The organism is Bradyrhizobium sp. PUT101 (genome assembly GCF_052043945.1).
Classification (GTDB): domain Bacteria; phylum Pseudomonadota; class Alphaproteobacteria; order Rhizobiales; family Xanthobacteraceae; genus Bradyrhizobium.
Genome location: NZ_CP197207.1, coordinates 4,919,603 through 4,937,827, shown reverse-complemented (window position 1 = coordinate 4,937,827; position 18,225 = coordinate 4,919,603). Strand labels below are relative to the sequence as shown.

At 62.9% G+C, this 18,225-nt stretch carries 17 protein-coding genes; 10 read left to right on the top strand and 7 right to left on the bottom strand.

Going from position 1 to position 18,225, the window contains the following annotated elements:
* Nucleotides 1-41: 41 nt before the first annotated feature.
* The 3 genes from ACSHT2_RS23800 to nhaA all read left to right on the top strand — a co-directional run bounded on the left by ACSHT2_RS23800 (nucleotide 42) and on the right by nhaA (nucleotide 3,358).
* Nucleotides 42-1,019: a peptidyl-alpha-hydroxyglycine alpha-amidating lyase family protein gene (locus tag ACSHT2_RS23800; RefSeq protein WP_440636909.1), complete on the top strand. Its 978-nt coding sequence runs from the start codon at nucleotides 42-44 to the stop codon at nucleotides 1,017-1,019.
* Nucleotides 1,020-1,224: 205 nt separating this feature from the next.
* The gene (locus tag ACSHT2_RS23795) at nucleotides 1,225-1,782 is read left to right on the top strand and encodes an HNH endonuclease (protein WP_061880676.1); all 558 of its coding nucleotides are present in this window, start codon (nucleotides 1,225-1,227) and stop codon (nucleotides 1,780-1,782) included.
* A 205-nt stretch (nucleotides 1,783-1,987) separates the two neighbouring features.
* Entirely contained in the window at nucleotides 1,988-3,358 is a 1,371-nt protein-coding gene (gene nhaA / locus ACSHT2_RS23790; protein ID WP_440636907.1) for a Na+/H+ antiporter NhaA, read from the top strand.
* Nucleotides 3,359-3,477: 119 nt separating this feature from the next.
* On the opposite strand, the gene ACSHT2_RS23785 is transcribed toward nhaA, so the two are convergent.
* The 3 genes from ACSHT2_RS23785 to ACSHT2_RS23775 all read right to left on the bottom strand — a co-directional run bounded on the left by ACSHT2_RS23785 (nucleotide 3,478) and on the right by ACSHT2_RS23775 (nucleotide 8,209).
* Entirely contained in the window at nucleotides 3,478-6,051 is a 2,574-nt protein-coding gene (locus ACSHT2_RS23785) for a cation-translocating P-type ATPase (RefSeq protein WP_440636906.1), read from the bottom strand.
* 123 nt (nucleotides 6,052-6,174) lie between these two features.
* The gene (locus tag ACSHT2_RS23780; RefSeq protein ID WP_440636905.1) at nucleotides 6,175-7,008 is read right to left on the bottom strand and encodes a universal stress protein; all 834 of its coding nucleotides are present in this window, start codon (nucleotides 7,006-7,008) and stop codon (nucleotides 6,175-6,177) included.
* Between the two features lie 319 nt (nucleotides 7,009-7,327).
* On the bottom strand, nucleotides 7,328-8,209 hold the full coding sequence (locus tag ACSHT2_RS23775) for a DMT family transporter (RefSeq protein ID WP_440636903.1): 882 nt from the start codon (nucleotides 8,207-8,209) through the stop codon (nucleotides 7,328-7,330).
* A 147-nt stretch (nucleotides 8,210-8,356) separates the two neighbouring features.
* Here ACSHT2_RS23775 and ACSHT2_RS23770 point away from each other — a divergent pair, with 147 nt between their 5' ends.
* The 7 genes from ACSHT2_RS23770 (at nucleotide 8,357) to ACSHT2_RS23740 (ending at nucleotide 14,372) form a co-directional block, all read left to right on the top strand.
* The gene (locus ACSHT2_RS23770) at nucleotides 8,357-8,578 is read left to right on the top strand and encodes a dodecin (RefSeq protein WP_124161345.1); all 222 of its coding nucleotides are present in this window, start codon (nucleotides 8,357-8,359) and stop codon (nucleotides 8,576-8,578) included.
* Nucleotides 8,579-8,611: 33 nt separating this feature from the next.
* Nucleotides 8,612-9,277: a phosphoribosylanthranilate isomerase gene (locus ACSHT2_RS23765; protein WP_440636901.1), complete on the top strand. Its 666-nt coding sequence runs from the start codon at nucleotides 8,612-8,614 to the stop codon at nucleotides 9,275-9,277.
* A 300-nt stretch (nucleotides 9,278-9,577) separates the two neighbouring features.
* A complete protein-coding gene (locus ACSHT2_RS23760; RefSeq protein WP_440636899.1) occupies nucleotides 9,578-10,705 on the top strand; it encodes a TRAP transporter substrate-binding protein in 1,128 nt (375 codons plus the stop codon).
* 116 nt (nucleotides 10,706-10,821) lie between these two features.
* Nucleotides 10,822-11,424, top strand: coding sequence for a TRAP transporter small permease subunit (locus ACSHT2_RS23755; protein ID WP_194391297.1), 603 nt, complete (start codon nucleotides 10,822-10,824; stop codon nucleotides 11,422-11,424).
* Nucleotides 11,421-12,770 carry a TRAP transporter large permease gene (locus ACSHT2_RS23750; RefSeq protein ID WP_440636898.1) on the top strand — a complete coding sequence of 450 codons (1,350 nt, stop codon included), beginning with the start codon at nucleotides 11,421-11,423 and terminating at the stop codon, nucleotides 12,768-12,770. The genes ACSHT2_RS23755 and ACSHT2_RS23750 overlap by 4 nt, the downstream gene beginning before the upstream one ends.
* Nucleotides 12,771-12,801: 31 nt before the next feature.
* Nucleotides 12,802-14,202 (top strand): amidase, encoded by a 1,401-nt coding sequence (locus ACSHT2_RS23745; protein ID WP_440636897.1) that lies wholly within the window; start codon nucleotides 12,802-12,804, stop codon nucleotides 14,200-14,202.
* Entirely contained in the window at nucleotides 14,199-14,372 is a 174-nt protein-coding gene (locus ACSHT2_RS23740; RefSeq protein WP_440636895.1) for a hypothetical protein, read from the top strand. Before ACSHT2_RS23745 ends, ACSHT2_RS23740 begins: the two co-directional genes overlap by 4 nt.
* Nucleotides 14,373-14,417: 45 nt before the next feature.
* Here the strand turns inward: ACSHT2_RS23740 and ACSHT2_RS23735 are convergent, their stop codons facing one another.
* From ACSHT2_RS23735 to ACSHT2_RS23720, 4 genes are read right to left on the bottom strand one after another with little or no spacing between them, the layout of a single operon-like run.
* Nucleotides 14,418-15,386: an ABC transporter ATP-binding protein gene (locus ACSHT2_RS23735; RefSeq protein WP_124161344.1), complete on the bottom strand. Its 969-nt coding sequence runs from the start codon at nucleotides 15,384-15,386 to the stop codon at nucleotides 14,418-14,420.
* The gene (locus tag ACSHT2_RS23730) at nucleotides 15,383-16,378 is read right to left on the bottom strand and encodes an ABC transporter ATP-binding protein (RefSeq protein ID WP_124161343.1); all 996 of its coding nucleotides are present in this window, start codon (nucleotides 16,376-16,378) and stop codon (nucleotides 15,383-15,385) included. Before ACSHT2_RS23730 ends, ACSHT2_RS23735 begins: the two co-directional genes overlap by 4 nt.
* Nucleotides 16,378-17,295, bottom strand: a complete 918-nt coding sequence (locus ACSHT2_RS23725) for an ABC transporter permease (RefSeq protein WP_440636894.1) — start codon at nucleotides 17,293-17,295, stop codon at nucleotides 16,378-16,380. Before ACSHT2_RS23725 ends, ACSHT2_RS23730 begins: the two co-directional genes overlap by 1 nt.
* Entirely contained in the window at nucleotides 17,261-18,220 is a 960-nt protein-coding gene (locus tag ACSHT2_RS23720) for an ABC transporter permease (RefSeq protein WP_440636892.1), read from the bottom strand. The genes ACSHT2_RS23725 and ACSHT2_RS23720 overlap by 35 nt, the downstream gene beginning before the upstream one ends.
* Nucleotides 18,221-18,225 lie beyond the last annotated feature (5 nt).

Sequence of the window (18,225 nt, the reverse complement as noted above, 5' to 3'; positions counted from 1 at the left end):
TTCACGCTTCGCGCGCCCAGGAATGACAAGAGGAGAAATCAATGCCAGCCATTCTCGGCACCGGCGAACACCGCTACCGCGTCGTCGAAAACTTCGCGAAACTTCCCGACGGCTGGCAGCTCACCGACGTCGCCTCGGTCGCGGTCGACAGCAAGGATCGCGTCTACGTCTTCAACCGCGGCGCCCATCCGATGGTGGTGCTGGACCGCGACGGCAATTTCCTGCGCAGCTGGGGCGAGGGACTGTTCTCCCGTGCGCATGGCCTGCACATCGATGCCGACGACAATCTCTATTGCACCGACGACGGCGACCACACCGTGCGCAAATGCACCACCGACGGCAAGGTGCTGCTCACGATCGGCATCCCGGCAAAGCCGGCGCCGTTCATGAGCGGCGAGCCGTTCCACCGCTGCACCCATACCGCGCTGTCGCCGAAGGGGGAGATCTACGTCTCGGACGGCTATGGCAATGCGCGCGTGCACAAATTCACCCCCGACGGCAAGCTGATCAAAAGCTGGGGCGAGCCCGGCACCGACCCCGGCCAGTTCAACATCGTGCACAATATCGCCACCGATGCCGACGGCTGGGTCTATGTCGCCGACCGCGAGAACCATCGCGTGCAGGTGTTCAACGGCGAGGGCAAGTATGAGACGCAGTGGAACAATCTGCATCGGCCCTGCGCACTGTGCTGCTGCGGCGGGGCCAGGAGCCCGACCTTCGTCATCGGCGAGCTCGGCCCCGGCCTCGCCATCAACCGCAATGTGCCCAATCTCGGCCCGCGACTGTCGATCGTGGACGCCAAGGGAAATCGCATCGCACGGCTTGGCGGCGAGGAGGGCCCGGGCGTTGCCAGCGGCAAATTCCTCGCGCCGCATGGCATCGCGCTGGACTCGAAGGGCGACATCTATGTCGGCGAGGTCGGCGTCACCAACTGGGAGACCAGTTTTCCGGACGAGGAGATGCCGGCCGCGGTGCGCACGACGCGGTGCCTGCAGAAGCTGGAGCGGGTACGGGAGTAGCTGCCGCGGAAGGGCGATCACGACGCTGGGGCGAGCGGTTCCGTACGCCCCCGGGATCGCGGCTTTTTGAGCATTTTTGCCACCCCGCCGCCGCATTGCTTGCGCTTGAATAAGTCGCTCAACGGGCTTCACAATCCCGTCACGCTGCATGTAGTATGTGAGTACATGCTGCTTCGCAGCGTATATTGGAGGCCGGGAGCGTTACTTGAACGCACATGTCTCGCAAGGCAGTTGGCCGGTGTTGGTGCTGAATGCGGACTTCCGGCCGCTGAGTTACTACCCACTGTCGTTGTGGTCGTGGCAGGACGCGATCAAGGCGGTGTTCCTCGACCGCGTCAACATCGTCGCTCATTACGATCAGGCGGTCCACAGTCCCACCCTGCAGATGCAGCTGCCGAGCGTCGTCTCGCTCAAATCCTTCGTCAAGCCGACCACCCACCCCGCCTTCACCCGGTTCAACGTCTTCCTGCGCGATCGATTCGCCTGCCAATATTGCGGCTCGCCCGAAGACCTCACTTTCGATCACATCATCCCGCGCAGCAAGGGCGGCCAGACCACCTGGGAGAACGTGGTCGCGGCGTGCTCGCCGTGTAACCTGCGCAAGGGCAATCTCACCCCGGCGCAAGCAAGGATGTTTCCGCGCCAGAACGCGTTCGCGCCCACCGTGCACCAGCTCCACCGCAACGGCCGCCTCTTCCCGCCGAACTACCTGCACGATAGCTGGCTCGACTATCTGTACTGGGATACGGAGCTGGATCCGTAGGACGAGCTGCGGGGACAAGGCGTAAGAGCCGATGGCGTCGCGCACTTTGGTCGCGACGTTTGGGACGGTTTAGCTTGCGCGGACGCACGCTCGAATCTAGTTGCCTTATTCCAATCGATGTATAGAACGGCGTTCGGGTGTTCGCTGTATGCAACAGCGACAGGTCAAGCGATGGTCGGGCCGCCACGCGGAAAGCGCGCCTCCCGTGAGCCATCAACCACCAGCCGAAGACCTGCCTCGAGCCCAACTCATTGCCGAACAGGCATTCGCGACGTTGCAGCGCTTCTTGCATGTCGAGGCCGTCAGCGGCGTCATGCTCCTGATTGCGGCAGCCGCCGCGCTGGTGTGGGCCAATTCCCCCTTCGCACACGGATATCATGCTCTCTGGGATCAGTCGCTCTCGATAGGGCTGGGGAACTTCGTCATCTCCCGGTCGCTGCACCACTGGATCAACGATGCACTGATGGCGATCTTCTTCCTTGTCGTAGGCATGGAGATCAAGCGTGAAATTCACGAAGGTACGCTGAGCAGGTTTGATCAGGCGATCTTGCCGGTCGTCGCAGCTTTCGGCGGAGTCATTGTCCCCGCAATCATTTTCATCAGCTTCAATATAGATCCGGCGCGCAGACTCGGCTGGGCTGTACCGACCGCGACAGACATCGCCTTTGCCGTGGGCGTGCTCGCGCTGCTTGGGCGATCAATCCCTGTCAATGTGCGAGTTTTCCTGCTGGCTCTGGCCATCATCGACGACGTCATCGCGGTGCTGATCATTGCCTTCTTCTACTCCGAGGGTCTCCAATACGCCGGGTTCATCGTTGTGTTGCTGGGCATCCTGATGGTTCTGGGGTTGCAGCGGATCGGGGTTGGCTCTGCCCCCGCCTATCTCTTGCCGGGTGCGATCGTCTGGAGCGGGCTTCTCATAACGGGCGCCCATCCGACTCTCGCAGGTGTGATACTCGGCCTGATGACGCCCGTACGGTCCATCCCGATGCGGGAGCATCCGCTGAAAGTGGTGTCTCGCGTGGCTGAGGAACTGCGTAGCAGCGATGCCGTCAGAACCAAGGATGCACATCGCCTGGAGTCGCCTCTGCGGCAGCTTCGAATCGCTCATCGTGAGATTTTGCCGCCCGTCGTGCGCGTTCAAACGGCACTGCATCCTTGGGTGGCTTACGGCGTCATGCCTCTGTTCGCATTGGCGAATGCCGGCATCACGCTCACTGACGCCAAGCTTCCCGTCGGAGCCTGGTTCGCAACGCTGGGCGTGGTACTCGCCTTGTGCATTGGCAAACCGCTCGGCGTGATCGGTGCGAGCTGGATTGCAGTACGTCTGGGCTGGTGTCGGCTGGCACCCGGCGTTTCCTGGGCTGGCGTCTGTCTGGTTGGTCTGTTGGCCGGCATCGGCTTCACCATGTCCATCTTCATCGCCACGCTCGCTTTTTCCGATGCAGATCTCCTAAACGCGACGAAACTCGGTGTTCTCATGGGCTCAGTCGTTTCCGCCGTGCTCGGTCTCGCTTGGGGGCTTGGATATGCTCGCCGGTTGCGCAGAGAGAACGGCGGCGGTCGCCTCAGATAGGCCGACATCCCGCCGATGGAGAGAGCAAACACGCGAATCTCCCGACAAGCATGCGCTTGCAGGCTTCTCGCTAACAGGTCAACGCAACACCAGCCGATCACTCCATGCTCAACACCTCGTCAATGCAGCGTAGAGAGACCGAGCCGCCTGCGATCTGCAGTCCGCCGCGACCATTTGTAGAGCTCCATCACGGCCAGGATGCCGAGACCGCCAACAGCCAGTTGGAGTGCGTCGAGCCACGTCATCGCCTGAAGCGAAAGCATTTCACGCAGGGGCGGGATCGCCAGCACGGCCAGTTGCAGAACTTGTGTTCCAATCACCGCAGCGACAAGAAACGGGTTGCTGGCGATCGGAATTTGAAAAGCCGAGCGCAATTCCGAGCGGCAATTGAAAGCGTGTGCGTTCTCACACCAAACCAAGAGCCACAAGATGGCGCCTTGGGCGGCCACATGTGATACGCCATTGCGCAGCATCAGCACGTATGCCGTGAAAGCAGTGAGCCCGATGGCGGCCCCGCTAAGCACAACTTGTTCTATCATCCGGGCGTCGAAAATCGCTGCGTTCGCGTCGCGTGGCCTGCGCTGCAAGACGTCTGGCTCCGCCTTCTCGAAAGCGAGCGCAACATCCTGCAATCCGTTCGTGATCAAGTTGAGCCAAAGGAGCTGTACTGCGGTGAGCGGGGGTGGCAAACCAAAACTTGTCGAGAGCAGCATCAGCAGAATCTCCGCGGCGCCGGTCGAAATGAGGAGCGCAATGACCTTGCGAACGTTGTCGTAGGCGATCCGTCCTTCCTCGATGCCCGCAACAATGGAGGCGAAGTTGTCGTCTGTGAGAATGAGATCGGCTGCGTCTCGCGCCACGTCAGTGCCGCCCTTTCCCATCGCGATGCCGATATCTGCCGCGTGAAGGGCTGGCGCATCGTTGATGCCATCGCCGGTAACGGCTACGACATGGTTCTGCCGGCGCAAACTTTCGACGATCGTCAGCTTTTGAAGCGGCTCCGTTCTTGCGAATACACGCGCGGCCGCAATCGTATCATCGAGCGCCTTATCCCGAAGCCGAGCAAGATCGGCCCCGGTCACGACCTCTTCCGGCTCATGCGCCAAGCCGAGTTGCCGCGCGATGGCGAGCGCCGTTAAGGGGTGATCACCTGTAACCATGACAATTCGGATGCCGGCGCACTGCGCGGCGCCGATGGCCTCTCTGGCCTCCGGGCGCAGCGGGTCGATGAGGCCCGCAAAGCCGAGCAGCCGCAATCCGGTCAGGCCGTGTTCCGCTCGCAGTACAACGCGCCCTGCTGCGACAGCGATCACGCGATACCCGTCGGCTGACATGCGTTCTGCCGCGGCCAATGCCTCGTTGTCGGCATTCCCACAAAACGAGGCGACGGTCTCAGGGGCTCCCTTTACATATACCACCAGGGCGCTCCCGTCCTCGTGGAAGGAGGCGGCAAACCGTTTCTCCGGTTCGTAAGGGAGGCGATCGACGGGCCGGGAGTGCGCGAAGCCGTCCGATCCGAGACTCGTCACCGCCGCAAAAAATGCAAGGTCGACGGCATCGCCGATGAGCACTTCGCCGCTTCCTGCCGGCATTTCGCTGGCATGTGCGCCGGCACTCAGCATCGCTCGAGCCGCTTCGTCGGCCAGCGAGACGTCGCCCCGGCCCGCGACCCAGACCCGCTCGATGGTGAGCCGATTGAGCGTCAGTGTGCCGGTCTTGTCCGTGGCAATGAGGGTGCAGGCGCCTAACCCCTCTACCGCGGGCAAATGGCGAACCACCACGTTGCGCAATCCCATGCGATGCATGGCGATTGACAGAGCGACTGTCATCGCGACCGGAAGGCCTTCGGGGATTGCCGAGACGATCAACGCGATCGACAGCAATAATATGTCAGTCGCGGGCACGCCCCGAAGTGCTTCCATTGTGGCAATGAGGGCCACCACCGCGACCATCACAAATCCAAGCTGGCGGGTGAACCGCGCCATCCTCCGGATCAGCGGGGGCTGCGGTTCAGGCCTGTCGAGCGATGCCGCCAATTGGCCAACGACCGTACCACTCCCGGTGCTTACAACGACGCCGAGCCCGCGTCCGGTCTGCACCGTGGTCCCCGCATGCAGCATCGTCACGCGATCTGAAATGACTGCATCAGAGGCAACGCGGGCCATCGGCTGCTTGACCACGGCAAGCGATTCCCCGGTAAGCAGGCTTTCATCGATACTCAAATTCCGGCTTTCGATGAGGCGAAGGTCGGCCGCGATCCTTTCACCACTTTCGACTTGCACGATGTCGCCTGGAACCAGAGCCTCGCTAGGCAATCGCTGTAACGCCCCGCCCCGCCACACGCTGACGCTTGCCTTAATGAGAGCCTTGAGCGCCCGGGCTCGCGTCTCGGCCCTCCATTCCTGGAATGTGCCAATCCCGGCGTTGAGCACCAGGACCGCGGCGATGAATGCTGCATCCGTGACGTGACCGATGCTTAGCGCTACCGCACCCGCAGCGAACAGAAGGTAGATGAACGGACTTCGGAACTGCGCAATGAAAACCGCCAATAGTGTATTGTATGCCGGTTCCGGCAAACGATTTGGCCCATGGCGGCGGAGCCGGTCGGCGGCTTCAGCTTCGCTCAGCCCCTCCCGCTCAACGCTTAGTTCTCTCAGAACCTCGTCCGCCGGCAGATGATGAAAGGAACCCACTTCTGGCCTCGTTCAGGCACGAATCGCGTTCGGAGCTGCACCTGCTACGGCATCTGGACCATGCGGCTTGGTTCGGGAAGAATGTGACTGTGTCGAGGAAGCCGGGATCGTTCTACCGAATCGCTAGTGGTAAAGAAACACCACGCATTGCGGGCTCTCCATCAAGAAGCCCGTGGTCGAGCCGAACAGAGCCTCCCGAAACCCACGATGCCCATAGGCGCCCATGACCAGCGATTCTATTCTCCTGTCCGCGATTTCAATATTGATGACCTCTGCAGGATGCGTCCGGGAACTGATCGGATTCGCATCTACCTCGTATCCATGACTTCGAAGATACCCCGCCGCTGCAGCCACCCGACGGGCAGCCAGCTCCTGACTTGCATCGATCGAAGTTACGCAGATGCGCTTCCCGTACCCGATTCCAAGAAGTACAAACATCTGGACTGCCCGCATGGCCGGGAAGCTGCCGTCATAAGCGATCAGAATATCGCTGCCCCCTGGAAGCTCGTCCGGACAGACAATTACCGGTCGCGGAGTTATCAGCAACAATCTGGCAATCACTTCAGACAGCCGCGTGTTGGCGGTGCCGCAGAACGCCGTGTCATGGCCGGTGATCACCAGGTCTCTCGTCTCCGTCGCGAGGAGGAGCGTAGCCGCCGGATCGCCTTCGAACGAGAGCCATTCAAAGGGCAGCTGGTGATCTCGGCACTCCAATTCGAACGCGTCATGCAACCGTTGGCGGGCGTCAACGGCCTGCCTGGTGAACCGCTCCTCCAGTCGGGCCTTATAGGCCGACGTGCCAATGCCTCCGAGCGTCGGCGCTTCGATCGAAGTCAGGTCGACGCCGGCGAGTCCAGCCAACTCGGCACCAGTTTGCTTCGCCAAGCTGAAAGCGTGACGACGCGCGGCTTCGGAGGATGGGGTTTCACCCAACAGGAGCAGGGCTCGTTTGAGCATTGAAGCTTGCGACATGAATATAGTGTGTCGGCTATATGATCTGACGCGTTGACGGAGATCAAAGAGAGAGCTTCTGGTTCTCTCGTTGCATGGGCTGCTGCAGTGTCGTGACGGAGCACAGAGAGGCCCCTCTCAGCGAGCTGAGGTGAAACGTGTCGCGTTTTCGGCGCAAGCCCGCTATTGGTCGCAGTCGGGCGTTCCCGCCGACAACGCCATGCTTCGGCGTGATGAAACACGCGCTGCTCCGACGCCGACTCGTGTGCGTTTCCCGCTATCGGCGATCGTGGGGCGCAGCCTGCGCAGGCCCACAACAGCGTCTCTATCCCCGCTGCAAGGCGAGCGTCACGCCGCCGAGCGTGAGCGCCATCGCCGTCCATTCGCGATAGCCCAGCGGCTCGCCCAGAATGATGGCGGCGGAGACCACGCCGATCACGGGAACGATCAGCATGCCGGTCGAGGCCGAGGTCGGTGGCAGACGGCGCAGCGTCTCGAACCAGGTGACGTAGCAGATGCCCATCGGCACCAGCGTCATATAGACAAAGCAGCCGAGCCCCAGCGGGGTAATCGCGGTGATATCAGGACGCTCGAACAAGACGCCGAGAATCAGCATCGCGGCGCAGCCGAGCCCGACCTGCCAGGCGACGACGACCAGCGGCGGCATCGGCAGCGGCTTGCGGTTGAGCACGTTGCCGAGCGCGAACAGGATGGCGCAGAGCAGCGCCAGCACAATGCCCAGCAGCTTGTCGGCGCTGAATGCAAAGCCGTTGCCGCTCAGGAGCAGCGTGACGCCGGCAACGCCAAGGACCAGCCCGAAAATATCCCTTGCGGCCGGCCGCGTGTGCAACACCGGCCAGGCAAACAGCATCGCCCAGATTGGCATTGTATAGGCGAGCAGAGCGCCCTCGCTCACGGTCACATACTTCATCGCGACCGTGCCGAGACCCATCCAGGCAAAGACATTGGTGAAGGTCGCAAACAGCAGCCGCGGGACCGCCTCGCGCGGCACGGCGAATGATTCCTTCCGGCTCAGCACCAGCGCACCGAGAATGAGCGAGGCGCAGATCCCGGCAAGGCCACGTGCGAACAGGGGCGGCCATTGCTGGAGCAGCAGCTTCATCAGCGGCCAGTTCAACGCCCAGCCGAACGCCGTCACACCGAGGCAGAGAGAGCCGATCGTCCTGTCGCGCCGCGCCGAATCCATGGATAGCGCTTAGCAGGCGGACGCCGGCCGCTCCACCTCGGCTGGTGCATGCGGGCCATCGCGCAGGACGGAACCGGACCGCCTGGCGCTCGTTCAAATGGGAGCACACGCGTCGACGCGTGCCGCAGCGCAACCAGGGAGGCCATCATGCCTGCAGCCGAGAAAGATCATGTCTACAAGATCCTGGACCTGGTCGGATCGTCCGAGACCTCGATCGAGGACGCGATCAAGAACGCGATCAGCCGCGCGTCGAAGACCATTCGCGAGATGAAATGGTTCGAGGTGGTGCAGACGCGCGGCCACATCGAGAATGGCGCGGTTCGGCACTATCAGGTGACCCTGCGTGTCGGATTCACGCTGGAAGAATGATTTCGTCTTCGCCGTTCCGGCCGAAACTTCGCCATGCTGACCCAGATCTACGAGATTTCCAGCCCGGACGAAGCGCGCGCCGTCTCGGAGATCGGAATTGATCACGTCGGTATCCTTGTCGGCGACGGCGAATTTCCGCGCGAGTTGCCGCTCGCTCTGGCGGCGGACATCGCCGCTACGATCGTGACGCCGGCAAGGTTTTCGGCGCTGTTTCTCACGGCGCGAGCGGCGTTGATCATCGAATGGGCAGGGATGTTGAAGCCTGCGATCGTTCATCTCGGAGCCGCACCCGAACTGCTCGGGCCCGCAGAGGTCGCCATGATCAAGGCCGCGCTGCCCAATAGTCTGATCATGCGGAGCGTGCCGGTTTGTGGCGAGGAGAGCGTCGAGATCGCCCGGACCTATGAGCACATAGCGGACTATCTTCTGCTCGACAGTCATCGCCCCTCCGACAGGCAGATCGGTGCGATCGGCGTGCCTCACGACTGGAGCATCAGCCGCCGGATCGTCGAACTGGTCGGCATCCCCATCATCCTGGCCGGAGGCTTGGGTCCTGACAACGTCGCACAGGCCATCCGCGCGGTCAGGCCGGCCGGCGTGGATTCGAAGACGAGGACAGACAAGGAAGGCACGCACGCCAAGGATCTGATGCGCGTGCGGCTATTCCATGAAGCTGCACGCGCCGCCGGGGAAAATTAGCCAGCCAACCCTTCCGTCTCGCCTGCCGCGCTGACAGCCTCTCTTCGGCGGTGCCTGCAGCTTTCCGAAGTCTGAGAGGGCGTCTGCATATTTGCTGCGCTGCGACACGCGGCTACTTTATGCGGCTGCTGCAAGCCGAAAGCGCGCCAACATCCAAGATGCGACATCGCGAGGCTTGTCGGATGCCGGCAATGCGTCCAAACTGTGATCAAAGTCGCTGGATTGCGGCATACCCCCAGCGGTTAAAAACGAAGCGCACCGAAACGCGTTCGAACAACCAGGCCGCCAGGGAGGACGTCCATGACTGCTAAGTCTGAAAAGACCAGAACAACTCGTCGCAAATTCCTGCTGGCCGCCGGGGCCACCGGCGCTGCTGTCATTGCCATGCCGCAAGTCAGCCGGGCGCAGACGGTGACCATGAAGATGCAGGGCTCGTGGGGCAAAGCCGATGTCTTCAACGAGATGGCCGAAGACTATGTGAAGCGCGTCAACGACATGGCCGGCGGCCGGCTCCGCATAGACTATCTGGTCGGCGGCTCAGTCGTGCATCCGTTCCAGGTGTTCGACGGCGTTCATGGCGGCCAGATCGACGCGGCACACACGGTGACGGTCTACTGGTACGGCAAACACAAGGCAGCATCGCTGTTCGGGACGGGTCCCGTGTTCGGCTTCAACGCCAACGAAGGCCTCGGCTGGATCCACAACGGCGGCGGCAAGGAGCTGTTCGAGGAGCTCCAGACCCAGATCATGAATGTCAACATCAAGAGCTTCTTCGCCATGCCGATGCCGACCCAGCCGCTCGGCTGGTTCAAGAAGCCCATCACCAGCGACGCTGATCTCAAGGGCTTGAAGTATCGCACGGTGGGCCTTGCCGCCGATCTCTTCCAGGCGATGGGTGCATCCGTCGCGCAGCTACCCGGCGGCGAGATCGTGCCAGCGATGGAGCGCGGCGTGATCGACGGGTTCGAGTTCAACAATCCGACCTCGGACCGGCGCTTCGGCGCGCAGGATGTCGCCAAGAACTACATGATGGGCAGCCACCATCAGGCGACGGAATATTTCGAGATCATGTTCAACCGGACCAAATTCAACGCGCTGCCAAAGGAACACCAGGCGATCCTGCAATACGCCGCCGAAGCTGCTTCCTCCGCCAACGAATGGAAAGGCATGGACTATTATTCCAAGGACCTGCAGGAGCTCATCAACAAGGACAAGGTCAACGTCCAGCGGACGCCGAAGTCGGTGTTCGACGCGCAGATCAAGGCGTGGGACGGTCTGATCGCCCAGCTCGGCTCGGATCCGTTCATGAAGAAGGTGATGGACTCGCAGAAAGCCTGGGTACGCCGCGTGGTTTACTACAACATGAACAACGCGACCGACTACCGCGGCGCCTTCGAACATCACTTCCCGGGCGTGCTCAAGGTCTGACGGCTGTCGCGGCGCGTCGCGTGAGGCCGTATCGTGAGGGGTGGCGCAATTGAAGCGCCACCCACGAGTTGGGAGGGGGACATCCGGATGGTCTGCTCGCAGCGAGCTCGGCTCGCATGACGAAATTCCTGTTCTTCATCGATGAGCTCAGCACGTGGGTAGGTAAGGCGTTCGCCTGGCTGATTCTCGTCCTCACACTGGGTGTCAGCTACGAGGTGTTCGTGCGCTACGTGCTGCGTGCGCCGACCACCTGGGCTTTCGACATCAGCTACATCACCTATGGCGCGATGTTCCTGATGGCCGGCGCGTATACGCTCTCGCGAAACGGCCATGTGCGCGCCGACGTGGTCTACCGCCTCTGGTCGCCGCGCACCCAGGCAACGATGGACCTCGTCCTGTATATCCTGTTCTTCCTGCCGGCGATCGCCGCGCTGATGTATTCGGGCTGGAACTACGCCCAGATGTCGGTGCGCTTCCGCGAAGTCAGCATCTTCAGTCCGGCCGGCGTGCCGGTGTTTCCGCTGAAGGCACTGATCCCGCTCACCGGTTTCCTTCTGTTTCTGCAAGGGTTCGCTGAAATCATTCGCTGTGTGCTGTGCATCCGCACCGGCCGATGGCCGCAACGCCTGCACGACGTGGAAGAGACCGAGAGCCTCGTCATCCGCGAACATCAGCAGCACGCGGCTGAGCCGCAGAGCGAGAAGGGACCAGGCGCATGACCGATCCTCAACTCGGCATGCTGATGTTGGGCCTCTTCATCTTCATCATCATGCTCGGCTTCCCCATCGCCTTCACGCTGATGGCGATGGGCGTCTCGTTCGGCTACTATGCCTACTACACCCCCGGTCAGGACTTCTTCCAGAACCGCATCTTCACACTTCTGGTGCAGAAGACGTTCGAGGTCACATCCAGCGATGTGCTGGTTGCGGTTCCGCTGTTCCTGTTCATGGGCTATTTGATCGAACGCGCAAACATTCTCGACCGGCTGTTCTACGCGCTGCAGTTGTCGATGAAGAACGTGCCGGGCGCGCTGGCGGTGGCCACGCTGATCACCTGCGCGATGTTCGCGACCGCCACCGGCATCGTCGGCGCCGTCGTCACGCTGATGGGCCTGCTGGCTTTGCCGGCGATGCTGCGCGCCGGCTACGACACCAAGCTGTCGGCAGGCGTGGTCTGCGCCGGCGGTTGCCTCGGTATCCTGATTCCGCCGAGCATTCTCCTGATCGTCTATGCGGCGACCGCCGGCGTTTCGGCGGTCAAGCTTTATGCGGCCGCGTTCTTTCCGGGGTTCCTGCTGGCCGGATTCTACGTCGTCTATGTGATCGTGCGCGCGATGATCAATCCCGCGCTCGCGCCGAAGCTGCCGCCCGAGAAGACCAACGTGCCGCTCAGCACGGTGATCTGGGCGCTCGCCACGTCATTCCTGCCGCTGGCGCTGCTCATCATTGCCGTGCTCGGCGCGATCCTGTTCGGCCTGGCGACGCCGTCCGAGGCGGCCGCGGTAGGCGCCCTCATGAGCATCGTTCTGGCCGCCGCCTATCGGTCGCTCAACTTCACGATGATGCGCGAATCGGTCTATCTGACCGTGCGCGCCACTGCGATGGTCTGTTACCTGTTCATCGGGTCGTGGACGTTCTCCGCGGTGTTTGCGGTCCTTGGCGGGCAGACGGTGGTCGAGCAGTTCTTCGCCTCGATGAACCTGTCGCCGGTCATGTTCCTGCTGCTGACCCAGGTGATCATCTTTCTGCTTGGCTGGCCGCTGGAATGGACCGAGATCATCATCATCTTCGTTCCGATCTTCCTGCCGCTGCTTCCCAACTACGGCATCGATCCGATCTTTTTCGGCATCCTGGTTGCGCTGAACACGCAGACGGCATTCAACACGCCGCCGGTTGCGATGGCCGCGTTCTATCTGAAGGGCGTGGCGCCGCCCGAGGTGAAGCTCACCGATATCTTCTCCGGCGCGCTTCCCTTTGTCGGCCTGGTCTTCCTCACCATGGCACTGGTCTACATCTTCCCGGAGATCGCATTGTGGTTGCCCACCTATCTCTATGGATCGCGATGAGCGCGCCCGGCAAACCGCCGAAAGGCTACGCATGAGTCTCAACGCGCTCGGCCTCATGGAAGCCGCGGCCGGCATCCGCGACGGCCGGCTCAGTTCGACGGAGCTCGTCGGCGACTGCCTCACGCGCATCGACGAGGTCGATCGCGATGTCCATGCGTGGGCGTTTCTTGATCGCGATCACGCCATGCGGCAGGCCGAGGCTGCTGACGATCGCCGTAAGCAGGGCAAGGCTGTAGGCCCGCTGCATGGCGTGCCCGTGGGCATCAAGGACATATTCGACACCGGCGACATGCCGACGGAATTCGGATCAGACCTGTGGGCCGGACGCACGCCGCGGCGCGATGCGGCGGCCGTGGCGCGTCTGCGGGCGGCAGGCGCTGTGATCCTCGGCAAGACGGTGACCACCGAGTACGCGTACTACAATCCGGGCAAGACCCGAAATCCGCACAACCCAAATCACACACCCGGCGGATCGTCCTCGGGCTCCGCCGCGGCCGTCGCGGCGCTGATGGTGCCTGGTGCTATCGGCTCGCAGACCAACGGCTCGGTGATCCGTCCTGCCGCCTTCTGCGGCGTGGTCGGCTTCAAGCCCTCGCATGGTCTCATTCCGCGCAGTGGCGCGCTCGAATTGTCGCGCACACTCGATCATGTCGGCGTGTTCGGGCGCAGCGTGGAGGACGTGGCCCTGCTGGCCGAGGTCATGGTCGACTTCGACCGGGAGGATCTGGACACGCGGCCTGTTGCGCGCCCGCCATTCTCTGCGGTAGCGGCGAGCGAGCCGCCGTTGCCGCCGCGATTTGCCTTCGTGCGCTCACCGGTCTGGGATCAGGCCGAGCCAGCGACGCGCGAGGCCTTTGCTGAGCTTGTCGAGGCTTTGGGTGAGGCGTGCAGCGAAGTCGAGCTTGGGCCGAGCTTCGACAGGGCCGTCGACATGCACCGTATCATCATGGAAGTTGACATGGCACACAATCTGCGGCGCGACTACCAGCGAGGCGGCGACAAGCTGAGCACGCGTCTACGCCAGGCGATCGAGCGCGGTCGCGCGCATCTTGCGGTGGACTACTGCGGCGCTCTGGCCGGGATCCCGCCGCTCAACCAGGCTCTGGACCATATTTTCGACGAATACGACGCCGTCCTGACGCCTGCGGCGCCGGGTGCGGCGCCCGGTATTGAAACGACCGGCAACCCGGTTTTCTGCACGCTCTGGACCTATCTCGGCGTGCCCGCCATCAGCCTGCCGTTGATGCGGTCCGAAGCCGGCCTTCCGCTGGGCGTCCAACTCGTCGGCCGCCGCGGCAACGATGCCCGCCTCTTGCGCACGGCGCACTGGCTCCTCAAGAACGTCGGGCGCACTCGTGGCAGCGGTCGGCGCAACGTCCCGAGCGCTGGATCGAACTCGGCTCCCGGCGCGGAGAAAAGGAAAGTGCGATGACCAATCTGATCACCGGACTCATCGGCCTCGCGCTTATGATGACATTTCTTGGATTCCTGGTGGTTTGGATCAAGGCCATCCCGCTCATCGTCATTGTTGTTGGCGTGGTGATCCTGGCGGTGATCGATTTCGTGCATTCACTGCGGACGACGAACGGCATGCCTCGCTGACCGCCAGAGCAAAATCGTTCTCGCACCGCATGTCGCGCTGCACCATCACACCAGGTGACACGCCGCAAAATGCCCCGCCGCTCCCTCCTTCAGCGCCGGCGCACTCTCCGCGCAGCGCGGCTGGGCGATCGGGCATCGGGTGTGGAAGTGACAGCCCGACGGCGGCTTCATCGGGCTCGGCACGTCGCCCTTGAGACGGATGCGCTCGCGCTTGAGCTTGGGATCGGGGACCGGCACCGCCGACAACAGCGCCCTGGTGTAGGGATGCTGCGGGTTGCGGTAGAGGTCGCTCGCCTTCGCCAGCTCGACGATGCGGCCGAGATACATCACTGCGACGCGATCTGAGATGTGCTCGACCACCGAGAGGTCGTGCGCGACGAACAGATAAGTGAGGTTCAACTCGGCCTGGAGGTCTTCCAGGAGGTTGATGACCTGGGCCTGGATCGACACGTCGAGCGCAGACACCGGCTCGTCACAGACGATCAGCTTCGGCTCGACGGCGAGCGCACGCGCGATCACGATGCGCTGGCGCTGGCCGCCCGAGAATTCATGCGGATAGCGGCGCATGTGCTCGGCCTTGAGCCCGACCTTCACGAGCAGGCTGGCGACGCGCTCCTCGCGCTCCTTGGCCGACGATCCGAGGTTATGGATGATCAAGGCCTCGCCGAGGATGGCGCCGACCGTCATGCGCGGATTGAGCGAGGCGAACGGGTCCTGGAACACCAGCTGCATGTTCCGCCGCATCGCGCGCAGATCGTTGCCGCCGAGCTTGCGCACGTCCTGGCCGTCGAAGGTGACCTCGCCGTCGGTCGGCTCGATCAGGCGCAGCACGCAGCGCCCCGTCGTCGACTTGCCGCAACCGGATTCGCCGACGAGACCGAGCGTCTCGCCGCGATTGACCGAGAACGACACGCCGTCGACCGCATAGACGGTGCCGACCTGGCGCGACAGCAGGCCGCCGAGGACGGGGAAGTGTTTCTTCAGGCCGCTGACGCGCAGCAACGGTTCGCTCATGCCGCGCCTCCCAGACTGGCATCTCCCAAGTGACAAGCCATGCGATGGCCGGGCGCGATCTCGCGAAGCAACGGCTCCTTCTCGCTGCAAACGTTCATGGCGAACTTGCAGCGCGGGGCAAAGCGGCAGCCGACCGGCGGATTGATCAGGATCGGTACCGAGCCGCCGATCGCCTCTAGCCGCGTCTTGTGCTCGCTGTCGAGGTCGATCCGCGGGATCGAGCGGATCAACCCTTGCGTATAGGGATGGCGGGGATCGCCGAAGAGCTCGTCGACGGCCGCCTCCTCCACCACCTTGCCGGCATACATCACGACGACGCGCTGCGCCGTCTCGGCGACGACGCCCATGGCATGGGTGATCAACATCACCGCCATGCCGAAGCGTTCCTTCATGTCCTGCAAGAGGTCGAGGATCTGCGCCTGGATGGTGACGTCGAGCGCGGTGGTCGGCTCGTCGGCGATGATCAGCTTCGGCTTGCAGGCGAGCGCCATCGCGATCATCACGCGCTGGCGCATGCCGCCGGAGAACTGGTGCGGATAATTGTGCACGCGACCTTCGGCGTTGGGAATCTGCACCAGCTTCAGCATCTCGATGGTGCGTTCCAGGGCCTGTTTTCTCGTCACCGCCTCGTGGCGGCGCAGGCTCTCGGCAATCTGCTCGCCGATGGTAAGCACCGGATTGAGCGAGGTCATCGGCTCCTGGAAAATGAAGCCGATCTCCTTGGCCCTGATCTCGTCGAGCTGATTGCTCGTCAGCGGCACGAGATCGCGGCCCTCGAAGATGATCTGCCCCGCAGCGATACGGCCCGGCGGCATCGCGATCAGCTTCAGGATCGACATCGCCGTCACGGTCTTGCCGCAGCCGGATTCGCCGACGACGCAGAGCGTCTCGCCCCTGTTGATGGAGATATCGACGCCGTCGACGGCCTGCAGGATGCCGTCGTCGGTGGAGAAATGGGTCTTCAGGCCCTTGATCTCGAGCAGCGGCGCCATCAGATCACCCGCCGCGCATCGAGCGCGTCACGCAGGCCGTCGCCGATGAAGTTGATGGCGACCACCGCGATGAAGATCGCGCCGCCCGGAAACAACGCCCAGTGCGGGCCGATGTCGAGGAAGTCCTTGGCATCGTACAACAGCCGTCCCCAGGTCGGGGTGTCCGGCGGGAAGCCGAGGCCGAGGAAGGAGAGCGTCGATTCCGCGATGATGGCGGCCGCAACGTCGATGGTGCCGGCGATGATCACCGGACCGAGCGCATTTGGCAGGATGTGCTTTACCACCTGTCGTAGCGGACTTGCACCAAGCGCACGTGCAGCCTCCACGAATTCCTTTTCGCGGATCGACAGGAACTGCGCGCGCACCAGGCGCGCGACCGGCATCCAGCGGAGCCCCCCGATCACGAGCACGATCAGGATGAAGATGCCGCCTTCGGGGCCGAACGCGACCTTCAGCCCGTCGCGGAAGAGATAGATGAGCAGCAGCAGCAGCGGCAGTTGCGGCAGCGACAAGAACAGATCGGTGAGCCACATCAACCCGTGCCCGAGCGCACCGCGCGACATGCCGGCGAGCGCGCCGATCAGCACACCGATGATGACCGAGACCAGCATCGCGGCAAGGCCGACCGCAAGCGAGATGCGCCCGCCATAGATCATGCGGGCGAGGATGTCCTGCCCGAGGTCGTCGGTGCCAAAGGGGTGGGCAAGCGACGGCCCCTGCATGCCAGCGACGATGTCGATCTCGTCGATCTTGACCCGCCAGACGAACGGACCGAACACCACCGCCAGGACAAGAACCAGGAGCAGGAACGCGCTGACAACGGCAAGCTTGTGGCGGCTGTAGCGTCGCCACGTCTCGCGCCAGGGCGAGTAGACGCGCCGCTCAGCGGAGGGAGATGCGAGGGTCAAGCCAGCCATACAGGACGTCCGCGATGAGATTGAACAGGACCACAAGGCACGCGAAGACGAAGGTGACGGCCATCACCACCGGCGTGTCGTTGGAAAGGATGGAGGAGATCAGCAGCGAGCCGATGCCGGGGATGCGGAAGATCTGCTCGGTGACGATGGCGCCGCCGAACACCGCGGGCATTTGCAACGCAATCAGCGTCACGACCGGGATCATGGCGTTGCGCATCACGTGCTTGACGATGACCGTGGCCTGACCAAGCCCCTTGGCACGCGCCGTGGTCACGTAGTCGAGCCGGATCACGTCGAGCATCGCCGAACGCACGAAGCGCGTCATCGACGCCGCCTGGAACAGGCCGAGCACCGCCACCGGCATGATCGCCTGCCTGATCATCTCCAACACCCAGCGGATGCCGGTTGCCTTGATGTCGGTCGTGTAGACGAAAGGCAGCCAGTCCAGCGTGACCGAGAAGATCAGGATGAACAGAATGCCGGTGAAGAAGGTCGGCAGCGAGAAGCCGACGAAGGCGAGCGTATTCGCGATCTGGTCGAACAGCGAATACGGCTTGGTCGCGGCATAGACCCCGACGGGGATCGCGATCAGGAGCGCCAGGATCTGCGCCGAGCCGATCACGTAGAGCGTGGCCGGTAGGCGCTGGAGGATCAACTGGTCGACGTCCATCCGGCTGACGAAGGAGAACCCCCAGTCGCCGTGCAGCATGGCATTGAGCCAGTGCAGGTAACGAAGGTGGATCGGATCGTCGAGGCCGAACTTGGCCCGAAGCGCGGCCTGCACTTCGGGCGGTACGTTCGGATTCGTCGCCAGTTCGGAGAACGGATCGCCGGGGGCGAGCGCAAGCACGACGAACAGCACGACCGAGATTCCGAGCAGGCTCGGAATCGCGATCAGGAGGCGACGCAGGACGTATTGACTCATGAGGG

Coding starts and splice junctions, on each gene's coding strand:
- ACSHT2_RS23800 (WP_440636909.1), top strand. CDS start 42: ATGCCAGCCATTCTCGGCACCGGCGAACACCGCTACCGCGTCGTCGAA.
- ACSHT2_RS23780 (WP_440636905.1), bottom strand. CDS start 7,008: ATGCTCAAACGAGCCCTGCTCCTGTTGGGTGAAACCCCATCCTCCGAA.
- ACSHT2_RS23775 (WP_440636903.1), bottom strand. CDS start 8,209: ATGGATTCGGCGCGGCGCGACAGGACGATCGGCTCTCTCTGCCTCGGT.
- ACSHT2_RS23770 (WP_124161345.1), top strand. CDS start 8,357: ATGCCTGCAGCCGAGAAAGATCATGTCTACAAGATCCTGGACCTGGTC.
- ACSHT2_RS23765 (WP_440636901.1), top strand. CDS start 8,612: ATGCTGACCCAGATCTACGAGATTTCCAGCCCGGACGAAGCGCGCGCC.
- ACSHT2_RS23760 (WP_440636899.1), top strand. CDS start 9,578: ATGACTGCTAAGTCTGAAAAGACCAGAACAACTCGTCGCAAATTCCTG.
- ACSHT2_RS23755 (WP_194391297.1), top strand. CDS start 10,822: ATGACGAAATTCCTGTTCTTCATCGATGAGCTCAGCACGTGGGTAGGT.
- ACSHT2_RS23750 (WP_440636898.1), top strand. CDS start 11,421: ATGACCGATCCTCAACTCGGCATGCTGATGTTGGGCCTCTTCATCTTC.
- ACSHT2_RS23745 (WP_440636897.1), top strand. CDS start 12,802: ATGAGTCTCAACGCGCTCGGCCTCATGGAAGCCGCGGCCGGCATCCGC.
- ACSHT2_RS23740 (WP_440636895.1), top strand. CDS start 14,199: ATGACCAATCTGATCACCGGACTCATCGGCCTCGCGCTTATGATGACA.
- ACSHT2_RS23735 (WP_124161344.1), bottom strand. CDS start 15,386: ATGAGCGAACCGTTGCTGCGCGTCAGCGGCCTGAAGAAACACTTCCCC.
- ACSHT2_RS23730 (WP_124161343.1), bottom strand. CDS start 16,378: ATGGCGCCGCTGCTCGAGATCAAGGGCCTGAAGACCCATTTCTCCACC.
- ACSHT2_RS23725 (WP_440636894.1), bottom strand. CDS start 17,295: ATGGCTGGCTTGACCCTCGCATCTCCCTCCGCTGAGCGGCGCGTCTAC.
- ACSHT2_RS23720 (WP_440636892.1), bottom strand. CDS start 18,220: ATGAGTCAATACGTCCTGCGTCGCCTCCTGATCGCGATTCCGAGCCTG.